This is a genomic window from Aliivibrio fischeri ATCC 7744 = JCM 18803 = DSM 507, assembly GCF_023983475.1.
In the GTDB taxonomy this organism is placed as follows: Bacteria; Pseudomonadota; Gammaproteobacteria; order Enterobacterales; family Vibrionaceae; genus Aliivibrio; species Aliivibrio fischeri.
In genome coordinates this window covers 865,124-891,788 of sequence record NZ_CP092712.1, presented here as the reverse complement: position 1 = coordinate 891,788, position 26,665 = coordinate 865,124, and the positions used below count along the sequence as shown (strand labels likewise).

Annotated in this window: 22 protein-coding genes; 10 read left to right on the top strand and 12 right to left on the bottom strand. The window is 38.4% G+C overall.

Translation table 11 applies throughout. The features are described 5' to 3' along the window. Positions 1-197 precede the first annotated feature (197 nt). Positions 198-1,487, top strand: coding sequence for a citrate synthase (locus AVFI_RS04270; protein ID WP_005418295.1), 1,290 nt, complete (start codon positions 198-200; stop codon positions 1,485-1,487). A gap of 91 nt (positions 1,488-1,578) precedes the next feature. On the opposite strand, the gene AVFI_RS04265 is transcribed toward AVFI_RS04270, so the two are convergent. The 3 genes from AVFI_RS04265 to seqA all read right to left on the bottom strand — a co-directional run bounded on the left by AVFI_RS04265 (position 1,579) and on the right by seqA (position 4,636). Next, on the bottom strand, positions 1,579-2,334 hold the full coding sequence (locus tag AVFI_RS04265; protein WP_065622187.1) for a Nif3-like dinuclear metal center hexameric protein: 756 nt from the start codon (positions 2,332-2,334) through the stop codon (positions 1,579-1,581). Between the two features lie 64 nt (positions 2,335-2,398). Then, positions 2,399-4,045, bottom strand: coding sequence for a phosphoglucomutase (alpha-D-glucose-1,6-bisphosphate-dependent) (pgm, locus tag AVFI_RS04260; RefSeq protein ID WP_011261498.1), 1,647 nt, complete (start codon positions 4,043-4,045; stop codon positions 2,399-2,401). Between the two features lie 48 nt (positions 4,046-4,093). Continuing rightward, positions 4,094-4,636, bottom strand: coding sequence for a replication initiation negative regulator SeqA (gene seqA / locus AVFI_RS04255; protein WP_005418290.1), 543 nt, complete (start codon positions 4,634-4,636; stop codon positions 4,094-4,096). A gap of 95 nt (positions 4,637-4,731) precedes the next feature. Here seqA and AVFI_RS04250 point away from each other — a divergent pair, with 95 nt between their 5' ends. From AVFI_RS04250 to fldA, 3 genes are all read left to right on the top strand, one after another. Then, a complete protein-coding gene (locus AVFI_RS04250) occupies positions 4,732-5,508 on the top strand; it encodes an alpha/beta fold hydrolase (protein WP_054775278.1) in 777 nt (258 codons plus the stop codon). A gap of 87 nt (positions 5,509-5,595) precedes the next feature. Next, entirely contained in the window at positions 5,596-5,817 is a 222-nt protein-coding gene (locus AVFI_RS04245; RefSeq protein WP_054775277.1) for a DUF2788 domain-containing protein, read from the top strand. A 59-nt stretch (positions 5,818-5,876) separates the two neighbouring features. After that, positions 5,877-6,404 carry a flavodoxin FldA gene (gene fldA / locus AVFI_RS04240; protein ID WP_011261496.1) on the top strand — a complete coding sequence of 176 codons (528 nt, stop codon included), beginning with the start codon at positions 5,877-5,879 and terminating at the stop codon, positions 6,402-6,404. 53 nt (positions 6,405-6,457) lie between these two features. Here fldA and AVFI_RS04235 read toward each other — a convergent pair whose 3' ends face one another. Next, the gene (locus tag AVFI_RS04235; RefSeq protein ID WP_063648471.1) at positions 6,458-6,922 is read right to left on the bottom strand and encodes a hotdog fold domain-containing protein; all 465 of its coding nucleotides are present in this window, start codon (positions 6,920-6,922) and stop codon (positions 6,458-6,460) included. A gap of 180 nt (positions 6,923-7,102) precedes the next feature. Between AVFI_RS04235 and fur the strand changes: the two genes are divergently transcribed. After that, on the top strand, positions 7,103-7,546 hold the full coding sequence (fur, locus tag AVFI_RS04230; RefSeq protein ID WP_005418273.1) for a ferric iron uptake transcriptional regulator: 444 nt from the start codon (positions 7,103-7,105) through the stop codon (positions 7,544-7,546). Positions 7,547-7,624: 78 nt separating this feature from the next. Here fur and glnS read toward each other — a convergent pair whose 3' ends face one another. Together glnS and nagE are read right to left on the bottom strand one after the other, a co-directional pair. Continuing rightward, positions 7,625-9,283 carry a glutamine--tRNA ligase gene (glnS, locus tag AVFI_RS04225; RefSeq protein WP_155661768.1) on the bottom strand — a complete coding sequence of 553 codons (1,659 nt, stop codon included), beginning with the start codon at positions 9,281-9,283 and terminating at the stop codon, positions 7,625-7,627. Positions 9,284-9,458: 175 nt separating this feature from the next. After that, positions 9,459-10,952, bottom strand: coding sequence for an N-acetylglucosamine-specific PTS transporter subunit IIBC (gene nagE, locus AVFI_RS04220; RefSeq protein ID WP_005418270.1), 1,494 nt, complete (start codon positions 10,950-10,952; stop codon positions 9,459-9,461). A gap of 402 nt (positions 10,953-11,354) precedes the next feature. On the opposite strand from nagE, the gene nagA reads away from it, so the two are divergent. The 4 genes from nagA to asnB all read left to right on the top strand — a co-directional run bounded on the left by nagA (position 11,355) and on the right by asnB (position 17,352). Then, positions 11,355-12,491: an N-acetylglucosamine-6-phosphate deacetylase gene (gene nagA / locus AVFI_RS04215; RefSeq protein WP_188863397.1), complete on the top strand. Its 1,137-nt coding sequence runs from the start codon at positions 11,355-11,357 to the stop codon at positions 12,489-12,491. 1 nt (position 12,492) lies between these two features. Further along, the gene (gene nagC / locus AVFI_RS04210) at positions 12,493-13,707 is read left to right on the top strand and encodes a DNA-binding transcriptional regulator NagC (protein WP_005418264.1); all 1,215 of its coding nucleotides are present in this window, start codon (positions 12,493-12,495) and stop codon (positions 13,705-13,707) included. Positions 13,708-13,791: 84 nt separating this feature from the next. Next, positions 13,792-15,396, top strand: a complete 1,605-nt coding sequence (locus tag AVFI_RS04205; protein ID WP_005418263.1) for a cation:proton antiporter family protein — start codon at positions 13,792-13,794, stop codon at positions 15,394-15,396. A 288-nt stretch (positions 15,397-15,684) separates the two neighbouring features. Continuing rightward, positions 15,685-17,352, top strand: coding sequence for an asparagine synthase B (asnB, locus tag AVFI_RS04200; RefSeq protein WP_065597782.1), 1,668 nt, complete (start codon positions 15,685-15,687; stop codon positions 17,350-17,352). Positions 17,353-17,412: 60 nt separating this feature from the next. Here the strand turns inward: asnB and rfaH are convergent, their stop codons facing one another. Beyond that, positions 17,413-17,907 carry a transcription/translation regulatory transformer protein RfaH gene (gene rfaH / locus AVFI_RS04195; protein WP_065597783.1) on the bottom strand — a complete coding sequence of 165 codons (495 nt, stop codon included), beginning with the start codon at positions 17,905-17,907 and terminating at the stop codon, positions 17,413-17,415. A gap of 382 nt (positions 17,908-18,289) precedes the next feature. On the opposite strand from rfaH, the gene AVFI_RS04190 reads away from it, so the two are divergent. Then, the gene (locus tag AVFI_RS04190) at positions 18,290-19,645 is read left to right on the top strand and encodes a peptide MFS transporter (RefSeq protein ID WP_017018474.1); all 1,356 of its coding nucleotides are present in this window, start codon (positions 18,290-18,292) and stop codon (positions 19,643-19,645) included. Positions 19,646-19,728: 83 nt separating this feature from the next. On the opposite strand, the gene AVFI_RS04185 is transcribed toward AVFI_RS04190, so the two are convergent. The 5 genes from AVFI_RS04185 to lon form a co-directional block, all read right to left on the bottom strand. Further along, complete coding sequence (locus tag AVFI_RS04185) at positions 19,729-21,051, bottom strand: IS4 family transposase (RefSeq protein WP_199414946.1); 1,323 nt, start codon at positions 21,049-21,051, stop codon at positions 19,729-19,731. A 150-nt stretch (positions 21,052-21,201) separates the two neighbouring features. Continuing rightward, a complete protein-coding gene (locus AVFI_RS04180) occupies positions 21,202-21,504 on the bottom strand; it encodes a ComEA family DNA-binding protein (RefSeq protein WP_005418259.1) in 303 nt (100 codons plus the stop codon). A gap of 187 nt (positions 21,505-21,691) precedes the next feature. Next, entirely contained in the window at positions 21,692-23,548 is a 1,857-nt protein-coding gene (gene ppiD / locus AVFI_RS04175) for a peptidylprolyl isomerase (RefSeq protein ID WP_017018475.1), read from the bottom strand. Positions 23,549-23,752: 204 nt separating this feature from the next. Beyond that, positions 23,753-24,025 carry an HU family DNA-binding protein gene (locus tag AVFI_RS04170; protein WP_005418257.1) on the bottom strand — a complete coding sequence of 91 codons (273 nt, stop codon included), beginning with the start codon at positions 24,023-24,025 and terminating at the stop codon, positions 23,753-23,755. A 172-nt stretch (positions 24,026-24,197) separates the two neighbouring features. Beyond that, positions 24,198-26,552, bottom strand: a complete 2,355-nt coding sequence (lon, locus tag AVFI_RS04165) for an endopeptidase La (RefSeq protein WP_017018476.1) — start codon at positions 26,550-26,552, stop codon at positions 24,198-24,200. Positions 26,553-26,665: the final 113 nt, after the last annotated feature.

Here is a 26,665-nt window from a genome sequence, read left to right as displayed (position 1 = left end):
ATACGATGTGAAACATCTTATTACAAACCCATAAACAAAACTTACATCACACCACAGAAAATTAACTTTTTTTTCATCAAAAATATAAACAAGTGCACACATAAGCGCACAAAAATTGACTTTAGCCCGTGTAATGGGTACAAAGTTGTCACTCTCATATCCGGGATAGAATAAAAATATAACAAAAGGAGAATGTTATGGCAGATAAAAAGGCAACACTTCATATTGAAGGTCAATCGCCTATAGACATGCCAATCATGGATGGAACGATTGGTCCAGAAGTGATCGATGTGCGTAAATTAGGAGCGAATGGTTACTTTACTTTCGACCCTGGTTTTCTTGCCACTGCATCTTGTGAGTCTCAAATTACCTATATCGATGGTGACAAAGGTGTTCTATTGCACCGTGGTTTCCCTATCGATCAGTTAGCTAACAATGCAGATTACCTTGAAGTCTGTTATATCCTTCTAAATGGCGAAGCGCCAAACAGAGAAGAATATGAAACATTCAAGGACATCGTAACTCGCCACACAATGGTACATGAGCAAATTTCAAGCTTCTTCCATGGCTTCCGCCGTGATGCTCACCCGATGGCCGTGATGTGTGGTGTTGTAGGAGCACTGGCTGCTTTCTATCACGATTCTTTAGATATCAATAACGATGAACACCGCGAAATTGCTGCATTTAGATTACTATCAAAAATGCCAACTCTTTCAGCAATGTCTTACAAATACTCAATTGGACAACCGTTCATCTACCCTCGTAATGATCTGACTTACGCAGAAAACTTCTTACACATGATGTTCGCTAACCCGTGTGAAGAATATGAAGTAAACCCTGTTGTTGCACGAGCAATGGATAAAATCTTTACGCTACATGCCGATCATGAGCAAAATGCATCAACATCAACCGTTCGTTTAGCTGGTTCATCAGGTGCGAATCCATTTGCTTGTATCGCTGCTGGTATTGCTTCTCTATGGGGACCTGCTCATGGTGGTGCTAACGAAGCATGTTTACGTATGCTTGAAGAGATCGGCTCTGTAGACAACATTGATGAATACGTTGCAAAAGCAAAAGATAAGGATGACCCATTCCGCCTAATGGGCTTCGGTCACCGTGTTTATAAGAACTATGACCCTCGTGCAACCGTAATGCGTGAAGCATGTCACGATGTTCTAAAAGAACTAAACATTAAAGATCCACTACTTGATGTCGCAATGGAACTTGAACGTATTGCACTTTCTGATGAATATTTTGTATCTAAGAAATTGTATCCAAACGTAGATTTCTACTCAGGTATTATCCTAAAAGCAATTGGTATTCCTGTATCTATGTTTACGGTTATCTTTGCAATGTCTCGTACTGTTGGCTGGATTGCACACTGGAGCGAAATGCACAGTGACCCAACAAATCGTATCGGTCGTCCTCGCCAACTTTATACAGGTGAAGAACTACGCGAGTTTAAACCGCTTCATGAGCGTGAATAATGTCGCTTTAAATCGTTAGACCTATGAACAAAAAGGTTGATGTAAATACATCAACCTTTTTTTATATCACCGCATTGATAACTCAAATTGACTATACTGGGTTATCGATATCAATAAACTTAACATCAAACCCATGCTCTTTTTCTAACCACTCACCTAGCGCTTTAACACCATAACGCTCTGTTGCATGATGACCTGCAGCAAAATAGTGAATCCCTAGTTCACGAGCAATGTAAGTCGTACGTTCCGAAATCTCACCCGAAATAAACGCATCCATCCCCTGTTGAGCCGCCAATTCTATATAATCTTGGCCACCACCAGAACACCAAGCAACCGTTTTAATCGGCTTGTCTTGTGTTGGTTTAATATGCAATGGTTCACGATTTAATACTTGCTGAATACGCTGTGCAAATTCTTCGCCTGATAGTGTTTCAATAAGCTCTCCCTTCATAGCGATCGATTGTGGTGTGGCTTCTAACCCTTCCACATTTGAGATCGAAAATAAACGAGCTAGCTCAGCGTTATTACCTAACGTTGGATGAATGTCTAAAGGCAAATGATAAGCAAATAGATTAATATCATTTTGAATTAATGAGCGAATACGCTTACCTTTCATTCCAATGATTGGCTCAGCTTCCCCTTTCCAAAAATAGCCATGATGCACAAGTAATGCATCTGCATTTTCTTCAATCGCGGCATCAATTAAAGCTTGAGATGCAGTAACTCCTGTTACGATCTTTTTTATCTCATTTGAACCTTCAACTTGAAGACCATTTGGGCAATAATCTTTAATTAATTGAGGTTTTAACTCTGAGTTTAATAATTGTTCTAACTGAAAATTATTCATGTCATGACCTTCTTATCAAAAAAAAGCAGCGACATGCGCTGCTTAATTTGTATTACTTAAAAAATTATAAACCGGCTTCTTTAAACACGTTACTTACAATTTCTTGAGCTTCTTGTTCAATCAGTGCTAAATGATCAGCACCTTTAAAACTTTCACAGTAAATCTTATAGATCTCTTCAGTGCCAGATGGACGAGCAGCAAACCAACCATTTTCAGTTGTTACTTTTAATCCACCAATTGCAGCTCCGTTACCAGGAGCATGCGTTAAACGAGCTGTGATCTCATCACCAGCAAGCATTGTTGCTGAAACCATTTCTGGTGATAACTTACTTAGCACTGCTTTTTGCGCTTTGTTAGCAACCGCTTGAATACGATTGTAGCTAGATTCGCCATGCTGAGCAGCCAGTTTGTTGTAGTATTCTTGTGGATTCATACCGGTAACAGCTGTGATTTCAGCCGCAAGAAGACATAAAAGAATACCATCTTTATCAGTTGACCAAGGCGTACCATCAAAACGTAAGAAAGAAGCGCCTGCACTTTCTTCACCACCAAAACCTAAAGAGCCTGCATATAAACCATCTACAAACCACTTAAAGCCTACAGGCACTTCACACAAATCACGGCCAAGATCAGCAACTACTTTATCGATAATGGCAGAAGATACTAATGTTTTACCAACAGCAACTTCAGGTTTCCACTCTGGACGATGACGGTATAGATAATCAATACATACCGCTAAGTAGTGATTTGGATTCATTAAGCCCGATGGCGTTACGATACCATGACGGTCATAATCAGGATCATTACCAAACGCTAGGTCATATTCATCTTTTAATGATAATAGACCAGCCATTGCATAAGGAGACGAGCAGTCCATTCGAACTACACCATCTTTATCTAGTGACATAAACTGGAATGAAGGATCAATCGCTTCACTCACCAAGGTTAAATCAAGATCAAAAGCTTGACCAATTTGACGCCAGTACTCAATACCAGAGCCACCTAATGGATCCACACCTAATTTTAGATTTGCTTTTTGAATCGCTTCAATATTAATAACATTTTTTAAGTCATCAATATAAGGCTGCACTAAATCCATTTGCTTTACTAAATCAGATGACATCGCTTCAGTAATTGATACACGTTTAACATCTTTTAATTCATTCGCAATTAATTGATTTGCACGATTTTCAATTGCTGTCGTCAGCTCACCCTCGGCAGGACCACCATGAACAGGATTATATTTAATACCGCCATCTTGAGGTGGGTTATGAGAAGGAGTTATCACAATGCCATCCGCTTTATCTTCACACTTAACATTGTGCGTTAAGATTGCATGCGAGATACCAGGAGTTGGTGTGTAACCATTATTTTCTTGAATGATCACTTCAACGCCATTAGCAACAAGTACTTCAATAGCAGATGTGAATGCAGGTTCAGATAGCGCGTGGGTATCTTTACCTAAAAATAATGGACCAGTTACGCCATTTTCTTTACGTACGTCAGCCACAGCTTGAGCTATCGCCCAAATATGATGTTGGTTAAACGTCGCTTTATCTGCCGTACCACGGTGGCCAGAAGTACCAAATTGCACTTGCTGATCAACATTTGTTGGGTTCGGTTCTAATAAGAAATAATTAGCAACTAATGATGGGATATTGTGTAAATCTTCTTGCTGAGCTTTCTGCCCAGCACGAGGATGTATAGCCATTTGACGATTCCTTGTGACAAATTATGATTTGAGTTATGACTCAAAAAATTAGATCGCCGCACACACTTTTTCTGTTAAATCATGTTGGAAGCCCATTCGCTCCATTAATAATTCAACCATGTGGCGCTTGCGATTAGTATTTGTATTTGTGATTACCCAGAATGGAGTACCTACAATTTCACGAGGCTTTGTCGTTTTACCGCTCGCGATTAATGTCTCTTGATTGTCAGCAAAATAAACTCGAGTACGGCCTTTTACTTCCGTTGCTTCAGAGAAAGCTTTTGAGTCAATTTTATATAATTCAGATAATACAGTTAAAAAGCGATCGATCGCTTTATCTAATGCTGAAAATTCATCAGAGATTAATAAGGTACGCACCGCTTTAACGCGATCTACCGATGCCTCTTTACCAGCATCTTTACTGACTACAATGCCTTTTTTCTGTACTTCAACAGGAGCAGAAACAGCAAGGTCTGAAGGTGATGACTGCATTAAGAGACGACGTAAAATATCAGAGGCACTTTCACCGATGTGTTGAGTTTGGCTCGCAATAAAGCGGTATAGTTCTTCGTCTACTTCAATTGTCTTCATTATATGGTTCGTATTCTATAATCTATTTATGAAGGCACGATTATACCCTGTAAAATCGTGATACTCTACGACAAACCTAACACAACGATAGAAAAATGATGTTACTTAACTATAAAGAACAAGGAAATGGGGAGCCTTTGATCCTAATTCATGGATTATTTGGAAGCTTAGACAACTTAGGTCTTCTTGCTCGACAATTCGAAACGGAATACCGAGTGATCAGTGTTGATCTTCGAAATCACGGTCGTTCATTTCACTCTGATATTCATAATTATCATGAACTTGCAAACGATCTTGTTAATTTATTAGATCATTTATCTATCACTTCAGCACATATTATTGGTCATTCAATGGGCGGTAAAGTAGCAATGGCGCTAGCGAGTCAATCACCACAATTGATTCAATCTCTATCCATTTTAGACATGGCTCCTATTGCTTACCTTGAGAGAAAACATGATGCTGTATTCTCAGGTTTGCACAAGATCCTTGATAATAAGCCAGTAACACGTAAAGAAGCAGACAACTTACTTGCCACCTCTATTGTTGATCCTGGTGTTAGACAATTTTTAAGTAAATCCCTATATAAAGAACAAGAGCACCTTGCTCTTCGCTTTAATGTGAATGCTTTATTTGATAATTATGCACAGATTATTGGCTGGGATAATATTCCCGCTTTTGAGGGTGATGTTATCTTTATTAAGGGACAAAACTCAGACTATATTTTACCTGAACATCAAGCGAATATTATAAGCCAATTCCCAAATGCCAAAGCGCACATTGTTAACGGAACTGGACATTGGTTACATGCAGAAAAGCCAGAAACAATTTATCGAGTCATAAAACGCTTCATTGAAAAAGTGACAAATCGATAATCCATACCAACAAAGACAAAGCTATGATATAGTTTTGCAAAATTATTCGATCAGATATAGGTCGCTTACTTAAGATAAGGGTGATTCATGCTTTATGAACATTTTGATCTCATTGAATCTATTGGTTTAGATTTATTGTTTGCCTCGATATTCTTTTTTATCGGTATGGCTATTAAAGATGTATTAAAGCAAGCAAATGTTCCCCCTTTCGGCCGTAAAATTGTATGGCTTGTTCTCTTTTTAGGTTGTGCAGGCTTTATTGCTAAAGGACTCATCCAGCTGAGCTGGGAAAGTTCTGGACTCAATTAAATTGACTGATCTAACACCATTTATTTTTATTTAATATAGACAATACAGGTATTCATCATATGGCAAGTGTAGGACTCTTCTTTGGCAGCGATACAGGTAACACTGAAGCTGTTGGCAAGATGATTCAAAAGCAGCTTGGTAAAAAGCTAGTTCATGTACAAGATATTGCTAAAAGCAGCAAAGAAGACATCGATAATTTCGATCTACTTCTATTAGGTATCCCTACATGGTACTACGGTGAAGCTCAATGTGATTGGGATGATTTCTTCCCTGAACTAGAAGAAATTGACTTTTCAACAAAGCTAGTTGCTATTTTTGGTTGTGGTGACCAAGAAGATTACGCTGAATACTTCTGTGATGCGATGGGTAATATCCGTGATATCGTAGAAGCAAAAGGCGGTACTATCATCGGTTACTGGCCAACTGAAGGTTATGAGTTTGAAGCGTCTAAAGCATTAGTAGATGATGATAACTTTGTTGGTCTATGTATCGATGAAGATCGTCAACCAGAACTAACTGAAGAGCGTGTTACTAAGTGGGTAAACCAAATCCACGAAGAAATGTGCTTAGCAGAATTAGAAGACTAATATTCTAATTCCTATAATGCTCTCTACCTATCACTCATTTAGTGTAGGGAGCATTATCTAAACTCTGGTTTCTTCCTTACATATAATGTTCTATTTACCCTAGCCACTACCTTTCCTTTTTTATCATAAATATATACTTCAAATTGCGGAAAATGCTTTTCCCCCTCTTTTGTTGCTTGTTTGATTTCTGCTAACTGTTCATCTGATATCACAAACCGAGCGTGTAAATCAGTGGTTCCTGGTGAAATAAAATCTATTTCAGATTGTTTATCCCATACATAATATTCATCTCTTAATATCCCCATTAACATGAGAGAGAACACAGGATCGGTCATAGAAAAAATACTGCCTCCATACTGAGTTCTATTAGCATTTCGATTCCAAAAACGATCTTTCAAAATAACACTTACTTCTTGAAAGTCAGATGAAATATTTTCGATTGAGATCCCAGCCCCCCAAAATGGAGGCCAAATATTTAATGCCCTTTTTACAATTTTTGGGGTAAAGTAACGATACATATTTAATCTCTTTAATTCTGGTCAGACCTCATAATAGTTTCTTTGTTAACAAAAGATCAACATCTATTTTTTTGTAAGAGATCTTGCATATAAGGTTTCAACTGAATTGAATGTTCCCTATAATTAAGTGATTAAAACTGCACAGGAAATCGATGCAGAAAGCCAAAACAGGAAAAGTCGATGTCAGATAATAACCAAGCTCTAAAAAAAGCCGGTTTAAAAGTAACCCTTCCGCGCCTTAAAATTTTAGAAGTGCTACAAGAACCAGAGTGCCAACACATTAGCGCTGAAGATTTGTATAAAAAGCTGATTGATATCGGTGAAGAAATCGGACTTGCAACTGTTTACCGTGTATTAAACCAATTTGATGATGCTGGTATCGTCACTCGCCACCATTTTGAAGGCGGTAAATCAGTTTTTGAATTAGCAACTCAACATCACCATGATCATTTAGTTTGCTTAGATTGTGGAAAAGTAATTGAGTTCTCGGATGAGACAATTGAGCAACGTCAAAAACAAGTTGCAGAAAAGTACAATGTCCGTCTAACGAATCACAGTTTGTACCTATATGGTCACTGCATAACGGGTGATTGTGCTGATAATGATGATGCACACAACGCTTAATTAATTGCTTTTTGCATAACCTCATATAAAAAAAACCAGCATTTTCATGCTGGTTTTTTATTAGCTAGTAATGATTAATTAACCAGCCCAAGTATCTCGTAAACCTACAGTACGGTTAAAGACTAATGCATCAGCACTTGAGTCTTTGTTATCTGCACAGAAGTAACCTGTACGCTCAAACTGATAACCAACTTCAGCTTCTGCTGTTGCTAAACTCGGTTCAACAAAACCATTTTTAACCACTAAAGACTCAGGGTTGATTGTTGCAGCAAAATCATCCGCAGCACCTGGGTTTGGTACAGTGAATAAACGATCGTATAAACGAATTTCAGCTGGTAATGCTTTATCAGCAGAAACCCAGTGAATAACACCTTTAACTTTACGACCATCTGCAGGGTTTTTACCTAACGTATCTTCATCGTAACTACAGAAAATCGTTGTGATATTACCTGCTTCGTCTTTTTCAATACGGTTAGCTTGAATAACGTAAGCACCACGTAAACGAACTTCTTTACCTAGCACTAAACGCTTGTATTTTTTGTTCGCTTCTTCGCGGAAATCGTCTTGTTCAATATAAATTTCACGAGTAAATGGTACTTCACGAGTGCCCATTTCAGGTTTATTTGGATGATTAGCAATATTTAGCGTCTCAACCTTACCTTCTTCGTAGTTTTCAATCACAAGTTTCACTGGCTCAAGAACAGCCATTGCACGAGGTGCTGATTCGTTTAAATCATCGCGAATACAAGACTCAAGAGAGCTGAATTCAATCATGTTTTCTTGTTTCGTTACACCGATACGCTTACAGAACTCGCGAATTGATGCAGAAGTAAAGCCACGACGACGTAAACCAGAAACCGTAGGCATACGTGGATCATCCCAACCATTTACTAATTTCTCAGTCACTAGTTGGTTCAGCTTACGCTTAGACATTACCGTATATTCAAGGTTTAGGCGGCTAAATTCATATTGACGCGGTTGGCAATCAATTGTGATGTTCTCTAGTACCCAATCGTATAAACGACGGTTGTCTTGGAATTCAAGCGTACAAATAGAGTGCGTAATGCCTTCTAACGCATCAGAAATACAGTGTGTGAAGTCGTACATTGGGTAAATGCACCACTTATCACCCGTTTGATGGTGAGTAGCAAAACGTACACGATAAATAACAGGATCACGAAGTACGATGAATGAAGAAGCCATATCAATTTTAGCTCGTAAGCAAATTGTGCCTTCTTTAAATTTACCATCACGCATTTGTTCAAATAACGCTAGGTTTTCTTCTACGCTACGATCACGGTATGGGCTGTTTTTACCTGGCTCTTTTAGAGAACCACGGTATTCACGCATTTGCTCAGGAGTTAGCTCATCAACATACGCTAATCCTTTTTCAATTAATTCAACAGCATAACCATATAGCTTATCAAAGTAGTTTGAAGAATATTGAATATCTCCACTCCATTGAAAACCTAACCAGTTAACGTCATTCTTAATAGACTCAACGTATTCGATGTCTTCTTTCTCAGGGTTTGTATCGTCAAAACGAAGATTACACTGACCCTGATAATCTTGAGCAATACCAAAATTCAAACAGATAGATTTTGCGTGTCCGATATGCAGATAGCCATTTGGCTCTGGCGGGAAACGAGTATGGACACTGGAATGTTTACCAGACTTTAAATCTTCATCAATAATTTGACGGATAAAGTTGGTAGGACGAGTTTCAGTTTCACTCATCTAAAGCACCTCATTGGTATTAGTATTGTCAGAAAGAACAGATTGTTCATATCTCCCTATGATCCACAATTATGGGCAGATACTCAATATATAGAATCAAATAGTTTGGTTATTTATATAAAAAAAGCCGCTCTAAAGAGAGCGGCTTGTTGATTTTGAGTTAATTACTCAATAATTATGGTAGTGCAACTGCTGTTAGGTCTTCAGAAGCTGGGATTTTTTTCATTTCGCCAGCTACGATTTCAGCAAGAGGACCAAGGATAACTTGAACGTTGTTTGAACCAAGTTTAACCACACCCATTGCACCTAGAGCTTTAAGTTGCTTCTCGCTGATTACGCTAGTGTCTTTAAGAGTTAGACGTAGACGAGTGATACAAGCATCGATGTTTTCTAGGTTTTCGTGACCACCTAGAGCTTTAAGGTATTGTTTAGCTAGCTCACCAGTTTCTTTAGAACCACCAACTGTTGAACCTTCTTCGTCTTCGTCATCTTCACGGCCTGGAGTCTTAAGATTGAACTTAACGATTACAGCGCGGAATACGAAGTAGTAGATTGCGAAGAATACGATACCTTGGATAATTAGCATGTACCAGTTAACAGCTAGAGGGTTACGAGTAGAAAGTACCATATCTACAAGACCAGCTGAGAAACCGAAACCTGCAATCCATTGCATAGATGCTGCGATGAATACAGAGATACCTGTTAATGCTGCGTGAACTACGTATAGTGCAGGAGCAAGGAACATGAATGAGAATTCTAGAGGTTCTGTTACACCAGTGAAGAATGATGCGAAACCAGCAGCGATCATGATAGATGCAACTTTTTCTTTGTTCTCAACTTTAGCAGTGTGGTAGATAGCTAGTGCTGCACCTGGTAGACCAAACATCATGATTGGGAAGAAACCAGCTTGGTACATACCTGTAACACCTACAGTTGCAGTACCTTCAGCGATAGACTTAGCGCCACCTAGGAAGTTAGGAATATCGTTAATACCCGCTACGTCAAACCAGAACACAGAGTTAAGTGCGTGGTGAAGACCAACAGGGATAAGTAGACGGTTGAAGAATGCGTAGATACCAGCACCAACAGAACCCATACCTTGGATTGATTCACCAAAGTGTACTAGGCCACCGTAAATTGCAGGCCAGATGTACATAAGTACAAACGCAATTAAGATACCTGCGAAAGAAGTTAGGATAGGTACAAGACGCTTACCTGAGAAGAATGCAAGTGCTTTATGCAGTTCTACAGAAGAGAAACGGTTGTAGATTTCAGCAGATACGATACCAACTAAGATACCAACAAATTGGTTATTGATTTTACCAAATGCAGCTGGAACTGCAGCAGGATCAATACCCTGAATTTGAGCAACTGCTCCTGGTGAAAGAAGAGTAGTAACAACTAGGAAACCAACAAAACCAGAAAGTGCAGCTGCACCATCTTTATCTTTAGACATACCATATGCAACACCTACTGCGAACAGTACTGACATGTTGTCGATGATAGCCGCACCAGCTTTGATTAAAAACGCTGCAAGTGCACTGTTGCCACCCCAAGCTACCGGGTCAATCCAGTAACCAATACCCATTAAAATTGCTGCTGCAGGTAATGTAGCAACTGGTACCATCAGTGCCTTACCTACTTTTTGAAAATATCCTAAAATATTCACCTTTAGATTCCCCCTATAAGGATTTTAGATTTTTTTTGAATAACTTAACCTGTTCTTCACAAAACTTATTTCGTTACTCGTTATAAACAGGGTCAGTGTAAGGGATTAATTTCGCCCCGCAAATTAAAAGCTAACGTATTGTGATCATTATCACCTGCGGAAGGAATATTTAGGGTATTTTGCTAGCGAGATCATAAAACTTATTTTATCATTCGAAAGAATAAAACATCAGGAATAAAATTTGGTGCATATTATGACCAAATTTTGTCATTACTGAACGTAACATTTAGGTATTCTGAGTGTACCGCTCAGTAAGCAGTTCTATTTTCACCTGCTTAAAAATTTCAACGAAAAAAGTTTATTTTTTTTCGTACTCTAAATTATAACCAAAGGATTCAAGCTATGTATGCGCTAACTAACTGTAAAGTTTATACAGGTAACGATGTTCTTACTGACCATTCAGTAATCATTAATGGAACAGAGATTGAAGCTGTTTGCCCAACATCAGAACTACCAGCTGGTATTGAGCTAAAAGACTTAGATGGAGCAATTCTAAGCCCAGGCTTTATCGATCTTCAGCTTAATGGTTGTGGCGGCGTAATGCTTAATGATGAAATTACAGCAGAAACCATGCAAATTATGCATGAAGCAAACCTAAAATCAGGCTGTACTAGCTTCTTACCAACGTTGATTACCTCTTCTGATGAAGATATGCGTGCGGCAATAGAAGCAGCTCGTGAATACCACTGCAAATATCAAAACCAATCTTTAGGTTTGCACCTAGAAGGTCCATATCTAAACGTGATGAAAAAAGGCATTCACAGCGTTGATCATATCCGTACGTCAGACTCAGACATGATCCAACTTATGTGTGATAACGCAGACCTAATCGCAAAAGTAACGCTTGCGCCAGAGCAAAATGATCCTGAGCATATCGAGCGCCTTCATAAAGCCGGTATCGTTGTATCTATTGGCCACACAAACGCAACTTATGCAGAAGCTCGCCAAGGCTTTGAGTCAGGTATCACTTTCGCAACTCACTTGTTTAATGCAATGACACCTATGGTTGGTCGTGAACCTGGTGTTGTGGGTGCAATTTATGATACTCCAGACGTTTATGCTGGCATCATTGCAGATGGTTTTCATGTTGACTATGCAAACATCCGTATTGCACACAAAATAAAGAAAGAAAAACTAGTATTAGTGACCGATGCCACAGCTCCTGCAGGTGCTGACATGGAATACTTTATTTTTGTGGGTAAGAAAGTATATTACAAGGATGGCAAATGTGTTGATGAAAATGGCACATTAGGTGGCTCAGCTCTGACTATGATTGAAGCAGTTCAGAATACAGTTGAGCACGTTGGAATCGCTTTAGACGAAGCACTACGCATGGCGACTTTATATCCAGCTCAAGCTATGGGCTTAGATAATAAACTTGGCCGCATCAAAAAGAACATGGTTGCTAACCTTGCTATTTTTGATCGTGACTTCAATGTAAAAGCGACTGTTGTGAACGGACAATACGAGCAAAGTTAATATGACTGGCGGACAAATTGGTAATGTAGATCTAGTAAAACAATTAAACAGTGCGGCTGTTTATCGTTTAATCGACCAAAAAGGTCCGATTTCTCGAATTCAAATTGCAGATGTAAGCCAGCTGGCTCCTGCAAGTGTTACCAAAATCACCCGTCAACTATTAGAGCGCGGCTTAATAAAAGAAGTCGCGCAACAAGCATCTACTGGTGGTCGAAGAGCTATCTCTTTGACCACTGAAACCTCCCCTTTCCACTCTATAGCAGTACGTCTAGGACGAGATTACATTCAACTGAGTTTGTTTGACCTTTCGACTAAAGAGCTGGCTAGCGAATACCAAGAATTCCATTATAGCAACCAAGAACATCTACTGGATGGACTGAAATTACTATTGGAAGGCTTTATTTCAAAAAACCAAGATACAATTAAGCAATTGATTGCTATCGGCATTACTCTTCCAGGTTTAGTTAACCCTGAAACGGGTGTGGTTGAATACATGCCAAATACCGATGTAAACAAGCTACTTTTAGCGGATTTCATCAAAGATAATTTTAATACTGAATGTTTTGTAGGTAACGATGTTCGTGGCCTTGCACTTGCTGAACATTACTTTGGTGCTTCACAAGATTGTTATGATTCGATCTTAGTCAGTGTTCACCGTGGTACTGGCGCAGGTATTATTGTTAATGGCAAAGTATTTTTAGGTCATAACCGCAATGTAGGTGAAATTGGTCATATCCAAATTGACCCTATTGGTGATAAATGTCAATGCGGTAATTTTGGTTGTCTAGAAACCGTTGCAGCTGATCCTGCAATCATTGCACGTGTTGAGTCTTTATTAAAACAAGGCTATCCATCAAGTCTTTCTCAGTTACCAAAAATCACCATGACAGATATTTGTCATGCTGCAAATCATGGCGATGAGCTAGCGACTCAAACAATATTGCGTGTAGGTAATCAATTAGGTAAGGCTATTGCGATGACAATAAACTTATTTAATCCTCAAAAGATCGTTATCGCAGGTGCAATTACCCATGCAGATAAAATCCTATTTGCTGCAATTCGTAACTGTATTAAAAATCAATCATTAACTACTTTCCATAAAGATCTACCAATTGTTGCTTCTGAGTTATACGACCAACCAACGATCGGGGCATTCTCTATGGTAAAACGTGCGATGCTTAATGGGGTCTTGTTACAAAAATTACTCGATGAATAATCACGAGTCTCTATTCACGTGTTATGATTCTAAGGGTTGCTATTAGCAGCCCTTTTTTTCGCTTACCATCAGGAACATGAGTATATGGAGTTACTTTTTATCATTGCAGCGTTTGTAATGGGATTTATTGCTTTAAAAATTAATCTACCGCCTCTTGTCGGTTTTTTATTAGCAGGATTTGGTTTACACGCCCTTGGTTTTCAATCTAACGACGCCCTTGAGACATTTGCGGATCTTGGTGTCACCCTATTACTTTTTTCCATTGGCTTAAAATTAGATATCAAAACATTACTTGCTAAAGAAATTTGGTTAGGCGCTACACTTCATAATGTCTTTTCAACTCTGTTTTTTACCTTTGCATTATTAGGGCTTAAACTTCTTGGCATCAATATGCTTGCCAACATAGAGACAGCTCAACTGGTACTCTTTGGTTTTGCACTCTCTTTCTCAAGTACAGTATTCGCAGTAAAAGCATTACAAGAAAAAGGTGAAATGAATGCAACCTACGGTACCTTAGCCATTGGTATTCTTGTTATGCAAGATATCTTTGCGGTTGTATTTTTAACTGCATCAACGGGTAAAATTCCAGAAATTACCGCGCTCGCTCTTTTTGCATTACCTTTGTTTAGACCATTGTTTTTTAAACTACTCGATTGGGCTGGGCACGGTGAAATGCTGGTCCTTTACGGTATTTTCTTAGCGTTAGTTGCTGGTGCAGGTACTTTTGAATTAGTAGGTATGAAACCGGATCTAGGTGCACTTATCTTAGGAATGCTATTAGCTGGACATGCAAAAGCCTCAGAATTATCTAAATCACTTTTTAATTTAAAAGAAGTTCTCCTCATTTGCTTCTTTTTAAATATAGGCTTGTCTGCTGCACCAACTATTTCAGGTCTTGGACTCGCTCTGATCCTTATTCTATTGCTGCCTGTTAAAGGTTTCTTGTACTTCATTATTATTAATAAATTCAAGTTCCGAGTGCGAACCTCATTGCTTGCCTCCCTAACTCTATTTAATTACAGCGAATTTGGGCTTATTGTTGGCGGTCTTGCCTTTAAAATGGGATGGTTACCAGCAGATACCTTGGTAGCCATTGCTATTGCGGTCTCCATCTCGTTCATTATCTCAGCACCATTAAATAATTTCGGACATACCATTTACCAACGTTCTCGTCATTGGCTAAAAGAACATACTGCTGAACGATTAAATCCGATGGATAAGCTAATTAACCCCGGACGCGCTCAAATTTTGATTTTAGGTATGGGCCGTATTGGTAGTGGCGCCTATGATGAACTAAAAGAAAAATATGGTGACATTATTTTAGGTATAGAATTGCGTGAAGAATCAGCAAAACAGCACCAAGAGCTAGGAAGAAATGTGATTTCTGGTGATGCAACCGACCCTGATTTTTGGGAACGTATTCTTTCAACGTCGCACGTAAAGTTAGTTTTATTAGCGATGCCAAATCACCAAGGTAATCAATTTGCACTTGAGCAACTACAAACCAGAAACTATCAAGGACAAACCGCTGCAATCGCAGCATATAATGACCAAATTGATGGATTAATTGAACAAGGTGTTGATGCTGCATTTAATATTTACCACGAAGCAGGCAGTGGTTTTGCCCGCCATGTAAGTGAACAGTTGGATCCACAATTTAATCATCATAAAGATTACATAACACATTAATTTATCGTTAATTTATTTCATTCAAATAATGAAGAGAGCACAGCATCGTTTGTTGTGCTCTCTTTTTTTATCTCTTTTATCTTCAATAATTATAACTTTTAGTTCAAAAAAGCAGCACCAAGTAACGATTCAATAAGTAAACTTTCATTTTGTTAAAAAATATCTAATCATGGGTCGTATTTGTGAATTTATTTGTATTTCTGGGTTGATTTTTTTAGCGGTAATGGCAAATTGTATTCAGGACAATAATTTAAGATAAAAATTAAGAAGAGTAGAAGGAACTTATTTATGTGCTCAATTTTCGGAATTCTAGATATTAAAAGCGATCCAACGCCACTAAGAACTACCGCTTTAGAAATGTCTAAAAAGTTACGCCATCGAGGCCCCGATTGGTCAGGTATCTATTCATCTGACAAAGCAATTTTAGCGCATGAACGTTTAGCTATCGTTGGCTTAAACAGTGGCGCACAACCTCTTTATAGCGAAGATAAAAAGCACATCCTTGCTGTTAATGGTGAAATTTATAACCACAAAGAGCTTCGCGAAAAATACGCAGATAATTACACATTCCAAACTGATTCAGATTGTGAAGTTATTTTAGCGTTATATCGTGAAAAAGGAGCTGATCTACTCGAAGATTTAAATGGTATTTTTGCCTTCATTCTTTACGATGAAGAAAAAGATGAATATTTAATTGGTCGTGACCATATTGGTATTATCCCTATGTATCACGGTTATGATGAACATGGTAACTATTATGTTGCTTCAGAAATGAAAGCATTAGTTCCTGTATGTAAATCAATCAGTGAGTTTCCTCCTGGCCATTTCTACTCATCAAAAGATGCAGAACCAACACGTTATTATTTACGTGATTGGATGGATTATGATGCAGTTAAAGATAACCCAACAAGTAAAGAAGACTTAACGCAGGCACTTGAAGATGCTGTAAAACGCCAATTAATGACAGATGTTCCTTATGGTGTACTTCTTTCTGGTGGATTAGATTCATCCATTACGTCTGCCGTAGCTAAACGTTTCGCGGCGATGCGTATTGAAGACGATGAAAAGTCGGAAGCATGGTGGCCTCAACTGCACTCTTTTGCTGTTGGCTTAGAAGGCGCACCAGATCTAAAAGCCGCTCGTGAAGTTGCAGATAAACTGGGTACTGTTCACCATGAAATGACTTACACCATTCAAGAAGGTTTGGATGCGATTCGTGATGTTATTTATCATATTGAAACCTATGATGTAACCACGATTCGAGCATCAACACCAATGTTCTTAATGGGTCGTAAAATCAAAGCAATGGGCATTAAAATGGTACTTTCTGGTGAAGGTGCTGACGAAATCTTTGGTGGCTACCTCTACTTCCATAAAGCACCAAACAAAAAAGAGTTCCATGAAGAGACCGTTCGTAAACTACTTGCTTTAAACATGTTTGATTGTGCTCGAGCGAATAAATCACTTGCAGCTTGGGGTGTAGAAGGCCGTGTTCCATTCTTAGATAAAGAATTTATTGATGTGGCTATGCGTTTAAACCCACAAGATAAGATGTGTGGCAATGGGAAGATGGAAAAACACATCTTACGTGAATGTTTTGAGCATTATTTACCTGAAGCTATCGCATGGAGACAGAAAGAACAATTCTCTGATGGTGTTGGATATAGCTGGATCGACACATTACGAGAAACAGCAGAGGCAAAAGTAACAGATCAACAAATGGAATCAGCAAAATTCCGCTTCCCGTATAACACGCCAACAACGAAAGAAGCGTATGTTTATCGAGAAATCTTTGAAGAGTTATTCCCTCTAGAGGATGCAGCGAAATGTGTTCCTGGTGGTCCATCAGTTGCTTGTTCATCAGCAAAAGCAATTGAATGGGATGAATCTTTCCAGAACTGTGTAGATCCGTCAGGTCGTGCTGTTCAAGCCGTTCATAACGAAGCATACAATTAATGAACTAACACTTATTTAGAGTAATAAAAAAGCGCCTTATATAGGCGCTTTTTTTATGTATTAATATTCTATATCTGAGTTTGGTATTTTAATTTCTACTTTTTTATTAATTAACGTTATTAAGAGGATAGAGCGTTTTTCACCATCAGCTTCTTTATAAATGGCTTCAATACCGCTATACGGTCCTTCTTTTATCGCTACTTTTTGCCCTGCTTCAGGTAAACACTCTACTTTTTCTTTATTGTTATTTTCATCGAGCGTTTTTAATGAGTATATCAAGTCACCTTGCAGAACCTTTGGCTGAGCACCAAATCGGATAAAGTCACTGACTCCACGAGTAGAACGAATAGAAGTAAACGACGGACCTATCTCAAAGTCAAAATAGATAAACATATAACATGGAAATAGTGGTTCTTTTACTTGTTTTCTTTTTCCTCGAACAATTTTCTCTACAACGATCTCAGGATAAAAGCACTCTACCATTTGATTTTCTAAATGTAGTTTCGCTCTCTCTTGCTCACCGCGTTTGCAATAAAGTAAATACCACTGTTTCATAACTCAATACCTAACCAAACCAACGGAAGATCATAGCATGTCAAATCATTCAAAAAAATGATTTCCTAGTAAAAATCAATAGTTGCACGCACAACAAATGTTAAATATCGATAAATAACCAAAATTACATCTAAAACCTAAATAACAACGAAGAATTAAAATAAAAAACTAATAAATTAAAACAAAAAAGAACTTAAACCTACAAGTAAAAACAAAAACAGAGTATGATAATGTTACTAATTTAAAATGTTTCCAAACATTTCAAAGAGTTAAAATGTTACGCAAATCACATAAAAATGTACGACATTGCAGTAACGACATTCAAAGCGTATAAATTTACGATGTATAAGAAGAATAATATTCCATTATAAAAGAGAACATTATGTCAAATAACAACAAATTACTTATGGGACACCCTCAAGGGTTGTTCTTACTTTTTGGAACAGAGCTCTGGGAACGCTTCTCCTATTACGCAATGCGCGCTATTTTGGTTCTATATCTCACAGATAGAACCATCAATGGCGGTATGGGTTGGACAGTAAAAGACGCATTAAGCCTATATGGTACTTATACCGCACTTATGTACATCACCCCCCTCATTGGCGGATGGTTAGCTGATAATTACTTAGGCCAACGTAAAGCATTATTAATCGGTGGTTTTTTAATGGTAATTGGTCAATTTACTTTGGCTTTACCACACGATTTTCTTCCTTTTTCTGTCGAAGCCTTATTTTATACCGGTCTTGGTTTTCTAATTGCTGGTAATGGTTTATTTAAACCAAATGTGTCAACAATGGTTGGTGATTTATATGAAGATGGTGATCATCGACGCGATGGTGCATTTACTATCTTCTACATGGGTATTAACTTAGGTTCTTTACTTGCTGGTGTTGTATCAGGCTCTGTAACTGGAGTATGGGGATGGAAAGCTGGTTTCGTTGCAGCTGGTATCGGTATGATCATCAGTTTGATCATTCAAGGTCTTTTTGCTCAGCGCTTCTTAGGTAACATCGGTGTTAGACCTGCTGCACATATTGCAAAAGAGAATGCAAAAGCAGCTGGTAAATCAAGCACTGCATTAACTAAAGAAGAAATTGATCGACTAAAAGTGGTCATGATCATGGGCTTATTCGTTATTGTTTTCTGGGCAGGTTTTGAACAAGCTGGTGGCCTAATGAATGTATATTCACAACAATACACAGATAGAATGATTGGTTCTTTTGAAGTTCCTGCAGCCTGGTTCCAATCGTTAAACCCATTCTTTATTATTGTTCTTGCTCCTATCATTGCTGGTATATGGGTTAAACTCGGTCCAAAAGAGCCAAGCTCACCAGTTAAATTTGCGATGGCTCTATTCTTCTTGGCTATGGGTTTCGTATGTATGGTTGGCGCAGTACTAGAACAAGGTGGCGACTTAACCATTAAAACCTCAATGCTTTGGTTAGTTGGCGCGTATTTCTTCCATACTTTAGGTGAACTGTGTTTATCACCAATTGGTCTTTCATTAGTGACTAAATTAGCTCCATTACGTTTAGCTTCATTAATGATGGGGACTTGGTTTGGCTTCAATGCTATCTCTAACTACATTGCAGGTTTAGTAGGCTCACATGTTGAAAGCTTAGGTGCTCTAGATATTTTTGCTGGTATTGCTATCACGGCAACGGTTTCTGGTGTTCTTCTTCTGATAATTTCAGGTACGCTTATTCGTTGGATGCACGGTGCTGAAAAAGCCCATTAATAAGTAAGTCCAAACTGAATATCAAATATTCAGAATGCGATTTAGCACAAAAAAGGCAGCCTTCATGGCTTAATGCCGCTCGCTTAACAGCTAGTGGCTCTTTTTTTATAAGGGTAGCGCGGTGCTTTATAAAGCACTTGTCGCGGAAATGGTTTTCGCTTTCTTTTCTTTGGCAGGATTAGACGCTTTCCGCTTTCTCGTAGATTTTTCAGCTTCTTGGGCACTGTTCCTGGTGTTCGCCCTGAACACCACAGGAACTCATCTTGGATTAGCCTTAACGCATTAATAAAGCTTATTCTTAATGGTTCCATTTTATGAAAATCGGCCATTCTTTTCATTTCTAGACGAACGAGGTTATAAGAAATCAAAATCCCCCATAACTCTTGATATATTCCTTCTATTTTCAAGCTTCTAAGCACTGCTTGATTGTTAAGTTGACCTTGTTTTAATTCACCATAACCTTGTTCTATTTCCCATCGTTCCCAGTAAATTTCAACAATATCTTTCAATGGATAAGTCACAGGACACTCTAATGAAGTAATAAACCCTTTGATCTCTCCTTTCGGCTCAGGTATTAAAACTAAACGAGCTTGCCAGCTATCTCCGAGGTGAGGATATTTCTGTTTTGCATCAGGCGAAACTGGCATTTTAATCAGTTTATCGTAGTCTGAAAACTCTTCTAAAACGTCGTACCTAAATTTACTTTTTATTGGAGTTAACCAATGAGTATTTTTTCCTGCATTACGCCATGATTCAAAAAGTTCAGCGGACATAAAACCACGGTCAAAAAGAGTTAATGAATTATTTGGAGCGGAGCCAACTAATTGTTGTGCATAAGATATTTCACTATTGGTTATTGGTCCAAAAGCAGCATCTGAAATAAGGTGGGTGCGTGTAGACATGAGGGTAACAGCAAGAACTGAAGGAAATGTAGCCTTACCTGTCGCGTAGCCTAGCTTTTGGTTATCCTTAGTTTCAGGGGTTTTAAATTGAGTCCCGTCAACGCTCATGAGTTTAAGTCCACAAACTAAATCAGGCGATTCTTCTGTCTCCCATTTACTCGCAGTGGTATGAAATAGGTAACGTAATGGTTCATAACCAATACGCTGTCTAGCTTTTACGATACTACTTGTGGCCAAGGGAGGGAGCTCCCCTTTAGCATCAGGGAAGGCTAATTCTAATTTATCACAAACATCGCTAATGGAGCGGTTACGCATTAAGCCAATTCCAAGCACTAACCAAACAGCTTGTTCAGCAGGAAATCTGCGCTTTCTGATAGCGGCGCGACCAGTTTGGTTAACGGCTTCTGAAATCCACTCAATAGGAATATTTTTCCGAAATGAATCCATAGATTCAGGAAGGTGAAATTCTGCAGTTAATTGTAATTCACGAGAAAACTCAGACATAAAAAATCGGCCTTAAAATAAATTTAAGACCGATTATGAAGGCTGCAAAGGATCGTTCAAGTCCCTTAAACGATCGGCATTAGCCTTCATGGCTGCCTTTTTATTATACCAATGAACTGATTAGCTAAATTGGTACAACTAAATATAACTCTACAATGTGATTCTATCTCGGTTTTTCTCAACCAGTTTATCCCCAATACCTTTAACTTTCGTTAAATCATCAGCTTTGACAAACTTGCCGTTAGCATTACGGTAATCAATTATCGCTTGAGCTTTTGATTCTCCAACACCAACCAATAACGTTTTTAGCTCTTCAGCTCCTGCTTGGTTGATGTTAACCGTTATTTCAATACCTTCATGTGTATCGCTTTTTGTTACTTCTGCAGCTACTGAAGCAGAGAAAAGTGTTAGTGTTAACATCAAGGTACTAAGTAAAGTGAGTATGCGTTTCATTATGTATCCTTTTTAAAATGAAAAAATGATGATTGATACATCAGAAAACAACACCTATTCAAACATCGGAAAAAGCATATTAAAACGTTTACTAAAAACCTATATGGAAATAGTTTCTATCTTTAAAAACACGACGGGCCCCTTATAGGAGCCCGTCTTTTATATTTATCAGTTACAAAGAAATGCTTTACTGTTCAAGTAACGGATAGCTAATTTCTGTACTTTCTTTTAGCGTATCTAACGTTGCAGTTAAATCTTGCTGAGTTTGAGAACGCAATAAACCAGTAGCAATTTGCGATGACATATTTGAATCATTTAATTCTAATACACTATCAAGAGCAACAATGACATGGTTTCCTTGACGATCCATAACCTGCGCATACGTTGATTTACCATCAACAGGTTTCTCTAAGCGGTATACATCATTTGCTAACTCATCATTACGGCTGATCATACGAGCCTCAGCAAACGCTAAGCCATTATTTGCGATAACGCTATTGTCACCGTTATTAAGACCTGAAATTACGTTTTGAGCAAGTTCTAGAGCTTTCTGTTCGCCTTGTGCCTGAGATAATCGAGCGATTACTGCATCTTTTACTTCATCAAGAGGTAAAACCATTTCATCACGAACATCTTCAACACGAACAACGATAACGTGTTCAGGTGCAATTTCGATAACATCAGAGTTTAAGCCATCTTCTTTAACTTCTGGGCTATAAATAGCTTGAAGTACAGCTGAATCCGCAAGCGCTTTAGGTGCATCAGCTTGAGAGAAGAAATCAGATGTTACAATCTTCGCATCAACTGCTTCTGCTGCATCATCTAATGAATCAGGTGATTCAAACGCTTTTTCAGCTAATTCAGTTTGTAGACTGTAAAACGCATCTGCTGCATGCTCATCAACTAAGAAAGATTTGATATCAGCACTTACTTCAGCAAGCGGTTTTGTCGTTGGCTCTTCGATACCATTCAATTGAATAATATGATAACCAAACGCTGATTTAACGATACCAGAATGATCACCAACTTTTGCTAATTGGAAAGCGGCATCTTCAAACTCAGGATCAATAACACCACGTTCAATCCAGCCTAAAGAACCACCTTCTTTAGCTGTAGGGATATCTTGTGAAGCATCTTTAGCTACAGTGGCAAAGTCTTCACCATTGTTAATTCTATCTAGCACTTTTTGTGCATCAGCTTCGTCGCCTTTAATTAAAATATGGCTAACTTCACGCTTCTCTTGTGTAGAATATTTATCTAAATTTGCTTGATAGTACTCTTCAATTTCTTTATCTGTAATTGGCGCCTGCGCTTTTAATGAATTACCAGATAGCTCTACATATGACACTTTTACTTGTTCAGGTCGAACAAATTGTTGTTTGTTTGCATTGTAGTATTCTGTGATTTCTTCATCTGTTACTTTTGCATTTTTAGCAAAATCAGCAGTATTTAATGTAATCGTACGAATTTCACGTTGCTGAGTTTCTAAAGCCGCTTGTGCTTGAACTTCATTTGATAACGTAAACTCTGTCGATTCCAACGCCATAACTAGCTGGTTTCTTACTAAGTCTTGACGTAAGTAAGCGGCAAAACTATCAGAGCTAAAACCTGCGCGGCGTAAAGAAATGTTATAGATTTCTTCATCAAACTTGCCATCTTTTTGGAATTGAGGCATTGAAAGGATAGTTTGACGAATTTGATCATCGCTAATACGCAAGCCTAAATCTTGAGCTTGGTTATCAAGCAGTGCATCATTAACCATACGGTCTAAAACTGACTTACGGAATTGCTCTACATATGCAGGATCACCCAGTAACGTAGCAAAATATTCACCTAACTGTGATTGCATACGGTTACGTTCATTTTGATAAACTTGCTCAAACTCATTACGAGTAATTTCGCGCTCACCAACTTTCGCTGCTAAAGGCTGGCCACCACCGACTAAATAACTACCTACACCTGCAAATACAAATGAGAAAATAATTAGACCGAGAATGATCTTAACTGCAAGGCCTGTTGAACCTTCGCGAATTCGATCCATCATAATATGTTTTAACTCCTAATCACCAAGTGGAATACACTATTTATACAAGTAGCGTGTCAATTTCTATTGATAGTGAAAATGTAAAATAGTTCAACAAAAGAAAAATTTAACAATAAAAAAGCGCATCATTGGATGCGCCTATGACTCATATCTCTAGTCTACTAGCGTTACGCTAGCTTGTGTAGAGTTTTATCTAGTTTTCGATTAGTTACACGCATCTTTTAATGCTTTACCCGCTTTAAAAGCAGGAACTTTTGCAGCTGAAATCTCAATCGCTTCACCAGTTTTAGGGTTACGACCTGTGCGAGCTGCACGCTCACGAACTACAAATGACCCAAAACCAACAAGAGTTACTTGATCGCCACTTTTTAGCGTCTCAGTTACTGTTTCAACTAGTGCATCTAAAGCACGGCCTGCTGCTGCTTTTGAGATATCTGCACTTTCAGCAATTTGATCAACTAATTGAGATTTATTCACGGTATTCCCCTTTAAAATTTTCATTCAACAGTTTAATGAACGAGTCCATATAATAATATTTGTTGTGTGAATTTATCTTCACAGCAATAGAGTCTAACTTAACGATATCAATATAGAGTGACAAGTCATTTCGACTTGTCAGCCCTGTTATATCAACGTTTTTTGCTACACATCACTTTTTAGATTGTTCAACACTAAAACCTGATGGGTCGCTTTGTAAAGCCAATGTCAAAACTTCGTCAATCCACTTAACTGGATGTACAGATAAATCAGCAATTACATTCGCTGGAATGTCTTCTAAATCACGCTCATTCTCTTTTGGAATGATCACGGTTTTAATTCCACCACGGTGTGCAGCTAACAATTTTTCTTTTAAACCACCAATAGGCAGTACTTCACCACGTAATGTAATTTCACCCGTCATTGCAACATCAGAACGAACCGGATTACCAGTTAAGCTTGAAACAAGTGCCGTACACATACCGATACCTGCACTTGGACCGTCTTTTGGTGTTGCACCTTCTGGTACGTGAACGTGAATATCACGCTTTTCATAGAAATCAGGATTAATACCTAATTTTTCAGCACGAGTACGAACTACGGTCATTGCTGCTTGGATTGACTCTTTCATCACGTCACCAAGCGAACCTGTATAAGTAAGTTTACCTTTACCTATCATTGATTCAGCTTCAATAGTAAGTAAGTCACCACCTACCTCAGTCCAAGCTAAACCAACAACCTGACCAATACGATTCTCATCATCTGCTTTACCGTAATCACAGCGCTGAACGCCTAAGAAATCTTTCAGGTTATCTTGATTAATCGTTACTTTCTTAATCGATTTATCAAGTAAGATCTGCTTAACCGCTTTACGGCATAATTTAGAGATTTCGCGCTCTAAACTACGAACACCAGCTTCACGCGTGTAATAACGAATAATGCCAATGATTGCTGAATCATCAATCTCAATTTCATTTTCTTTTAAGCCATTACGCTTAATTTGTTTTGTCAGTAAATGATTCTTAGCAATGTTTAATTTTTCATCTTCTGTATAACCAGATAAACGAATCACTTCCATACGATCCAATAATGGACCCGGAATATTCATTGAGTTAGACGTTGCAACAAACATGACATCTGACAAATCGTAATCAACTTCTAAATAGTGATCACTGAATGCGCTGTTTTGTTCAGGATCAAGTACTTCTAATAAAGCAGATGCTGGATCACCACGCATGTCCGATGACATTTTGTCAATCTCATCCAAAAGGAAGAGTGGGTTTTTCACTTCAACTTTCGACAGCTTTTGGATTAACTTACCTGGTAATGAACCAATGTAAGTACGACGATGTCCTCGAATCTCAGCTTCATCACGTACGCCACCAAGAGCCATACGTGTGTATTTACGTCCCGTTGCTTTCGCAATAGATTGCCCTAATGAGGTTTTACCTACACCAGGAGGTCCAACTAAACAAAGGATAGGACCTTTTAGCTTACTTACTCGGCTTTGAACCGCTAAATATTCTAAAATACGTTCTTTTACTCGCTCTAAGCCGTAGTGATCTGAATTTAAGATCTCTTCAGCTTTTGCCAAGTCTTTCTTCACTTTAGAGCGTTTATGCCATGGAACACCAACCATGCAATCAATGTAGCTACGAACTACCGTTGCTTCAGCTGACATTGGAGACATCATTTTTAATTTCTGAAGCTCTTGCTCTGCTTTTTCTTGCGCTTCTTTTGGCATTTTTGCATCTACAATTTTCTTTTGCAGTGCTTCAAATTCATCAGGCGCATCATCCAAATCGCCCAGTTCTTTCTGAATGGCTTTCATTTGCTCATTCAAATAGTACTCACGTTGGCTTTTTTCCATTTGTTTTTTAACGCGGCCACGAATACGTTTTTCGATTTGAAGTAAATCGATCTCCGATTCCATCATGCCCATTAAATATTCTAAACGAGCAATCACATCTGTTAATTCTAATACTTCTTGCTTATCAACCAATTTTAATGGCATATGAGCAGCGATAGTATCAGCAAGGCGTGCAGCATCTTCAATTCCATTTAATGAAGTTAACACTTCTGGTGGAATCTTTTTATTTAATTTGATGAAGCCTTCAAATTGATTAATTGCAGAGCGCATGATCACTTCTTGCTCTGCATCATCAATAACAGGTGTCAGCAAGAATTCAGCATCGGCAGTAAAGAAATCAGCCTCAAGAAACTGGTGAATTTTCGCTCGTTGCTGACCTTCAACTAACACTTTTACTGTGCCGTCTGGTAGTTTTAATAACTGTAAAATTGTCGCAATTGTACCAACACCGTGCAAGTCATCTAACTGTGGCTCTTCTTTTGCAGCTTCTTTTTGTGCCACAAGTAAAACTTGCTTATTTTGTTCCATTGCTGCTTCTAAGCAACGGATGGATTTTTCACGGCCTACGAATAATGGAATAACCATGTGGGGATATACCACAACATCGCGTAATGGTAGAACTGGTATCTCGATGCGCTCGGAACGCTCCAGGTTCATATTCTTCTCTCTTTCCGTCAGTATCTATTAGGAATAATATGGGGGCAAGTCGCTAAGATTCAATATAATTTTCATTAAAAAATAAAAAAGGAGGCCAATGCCTCCTTTTTATT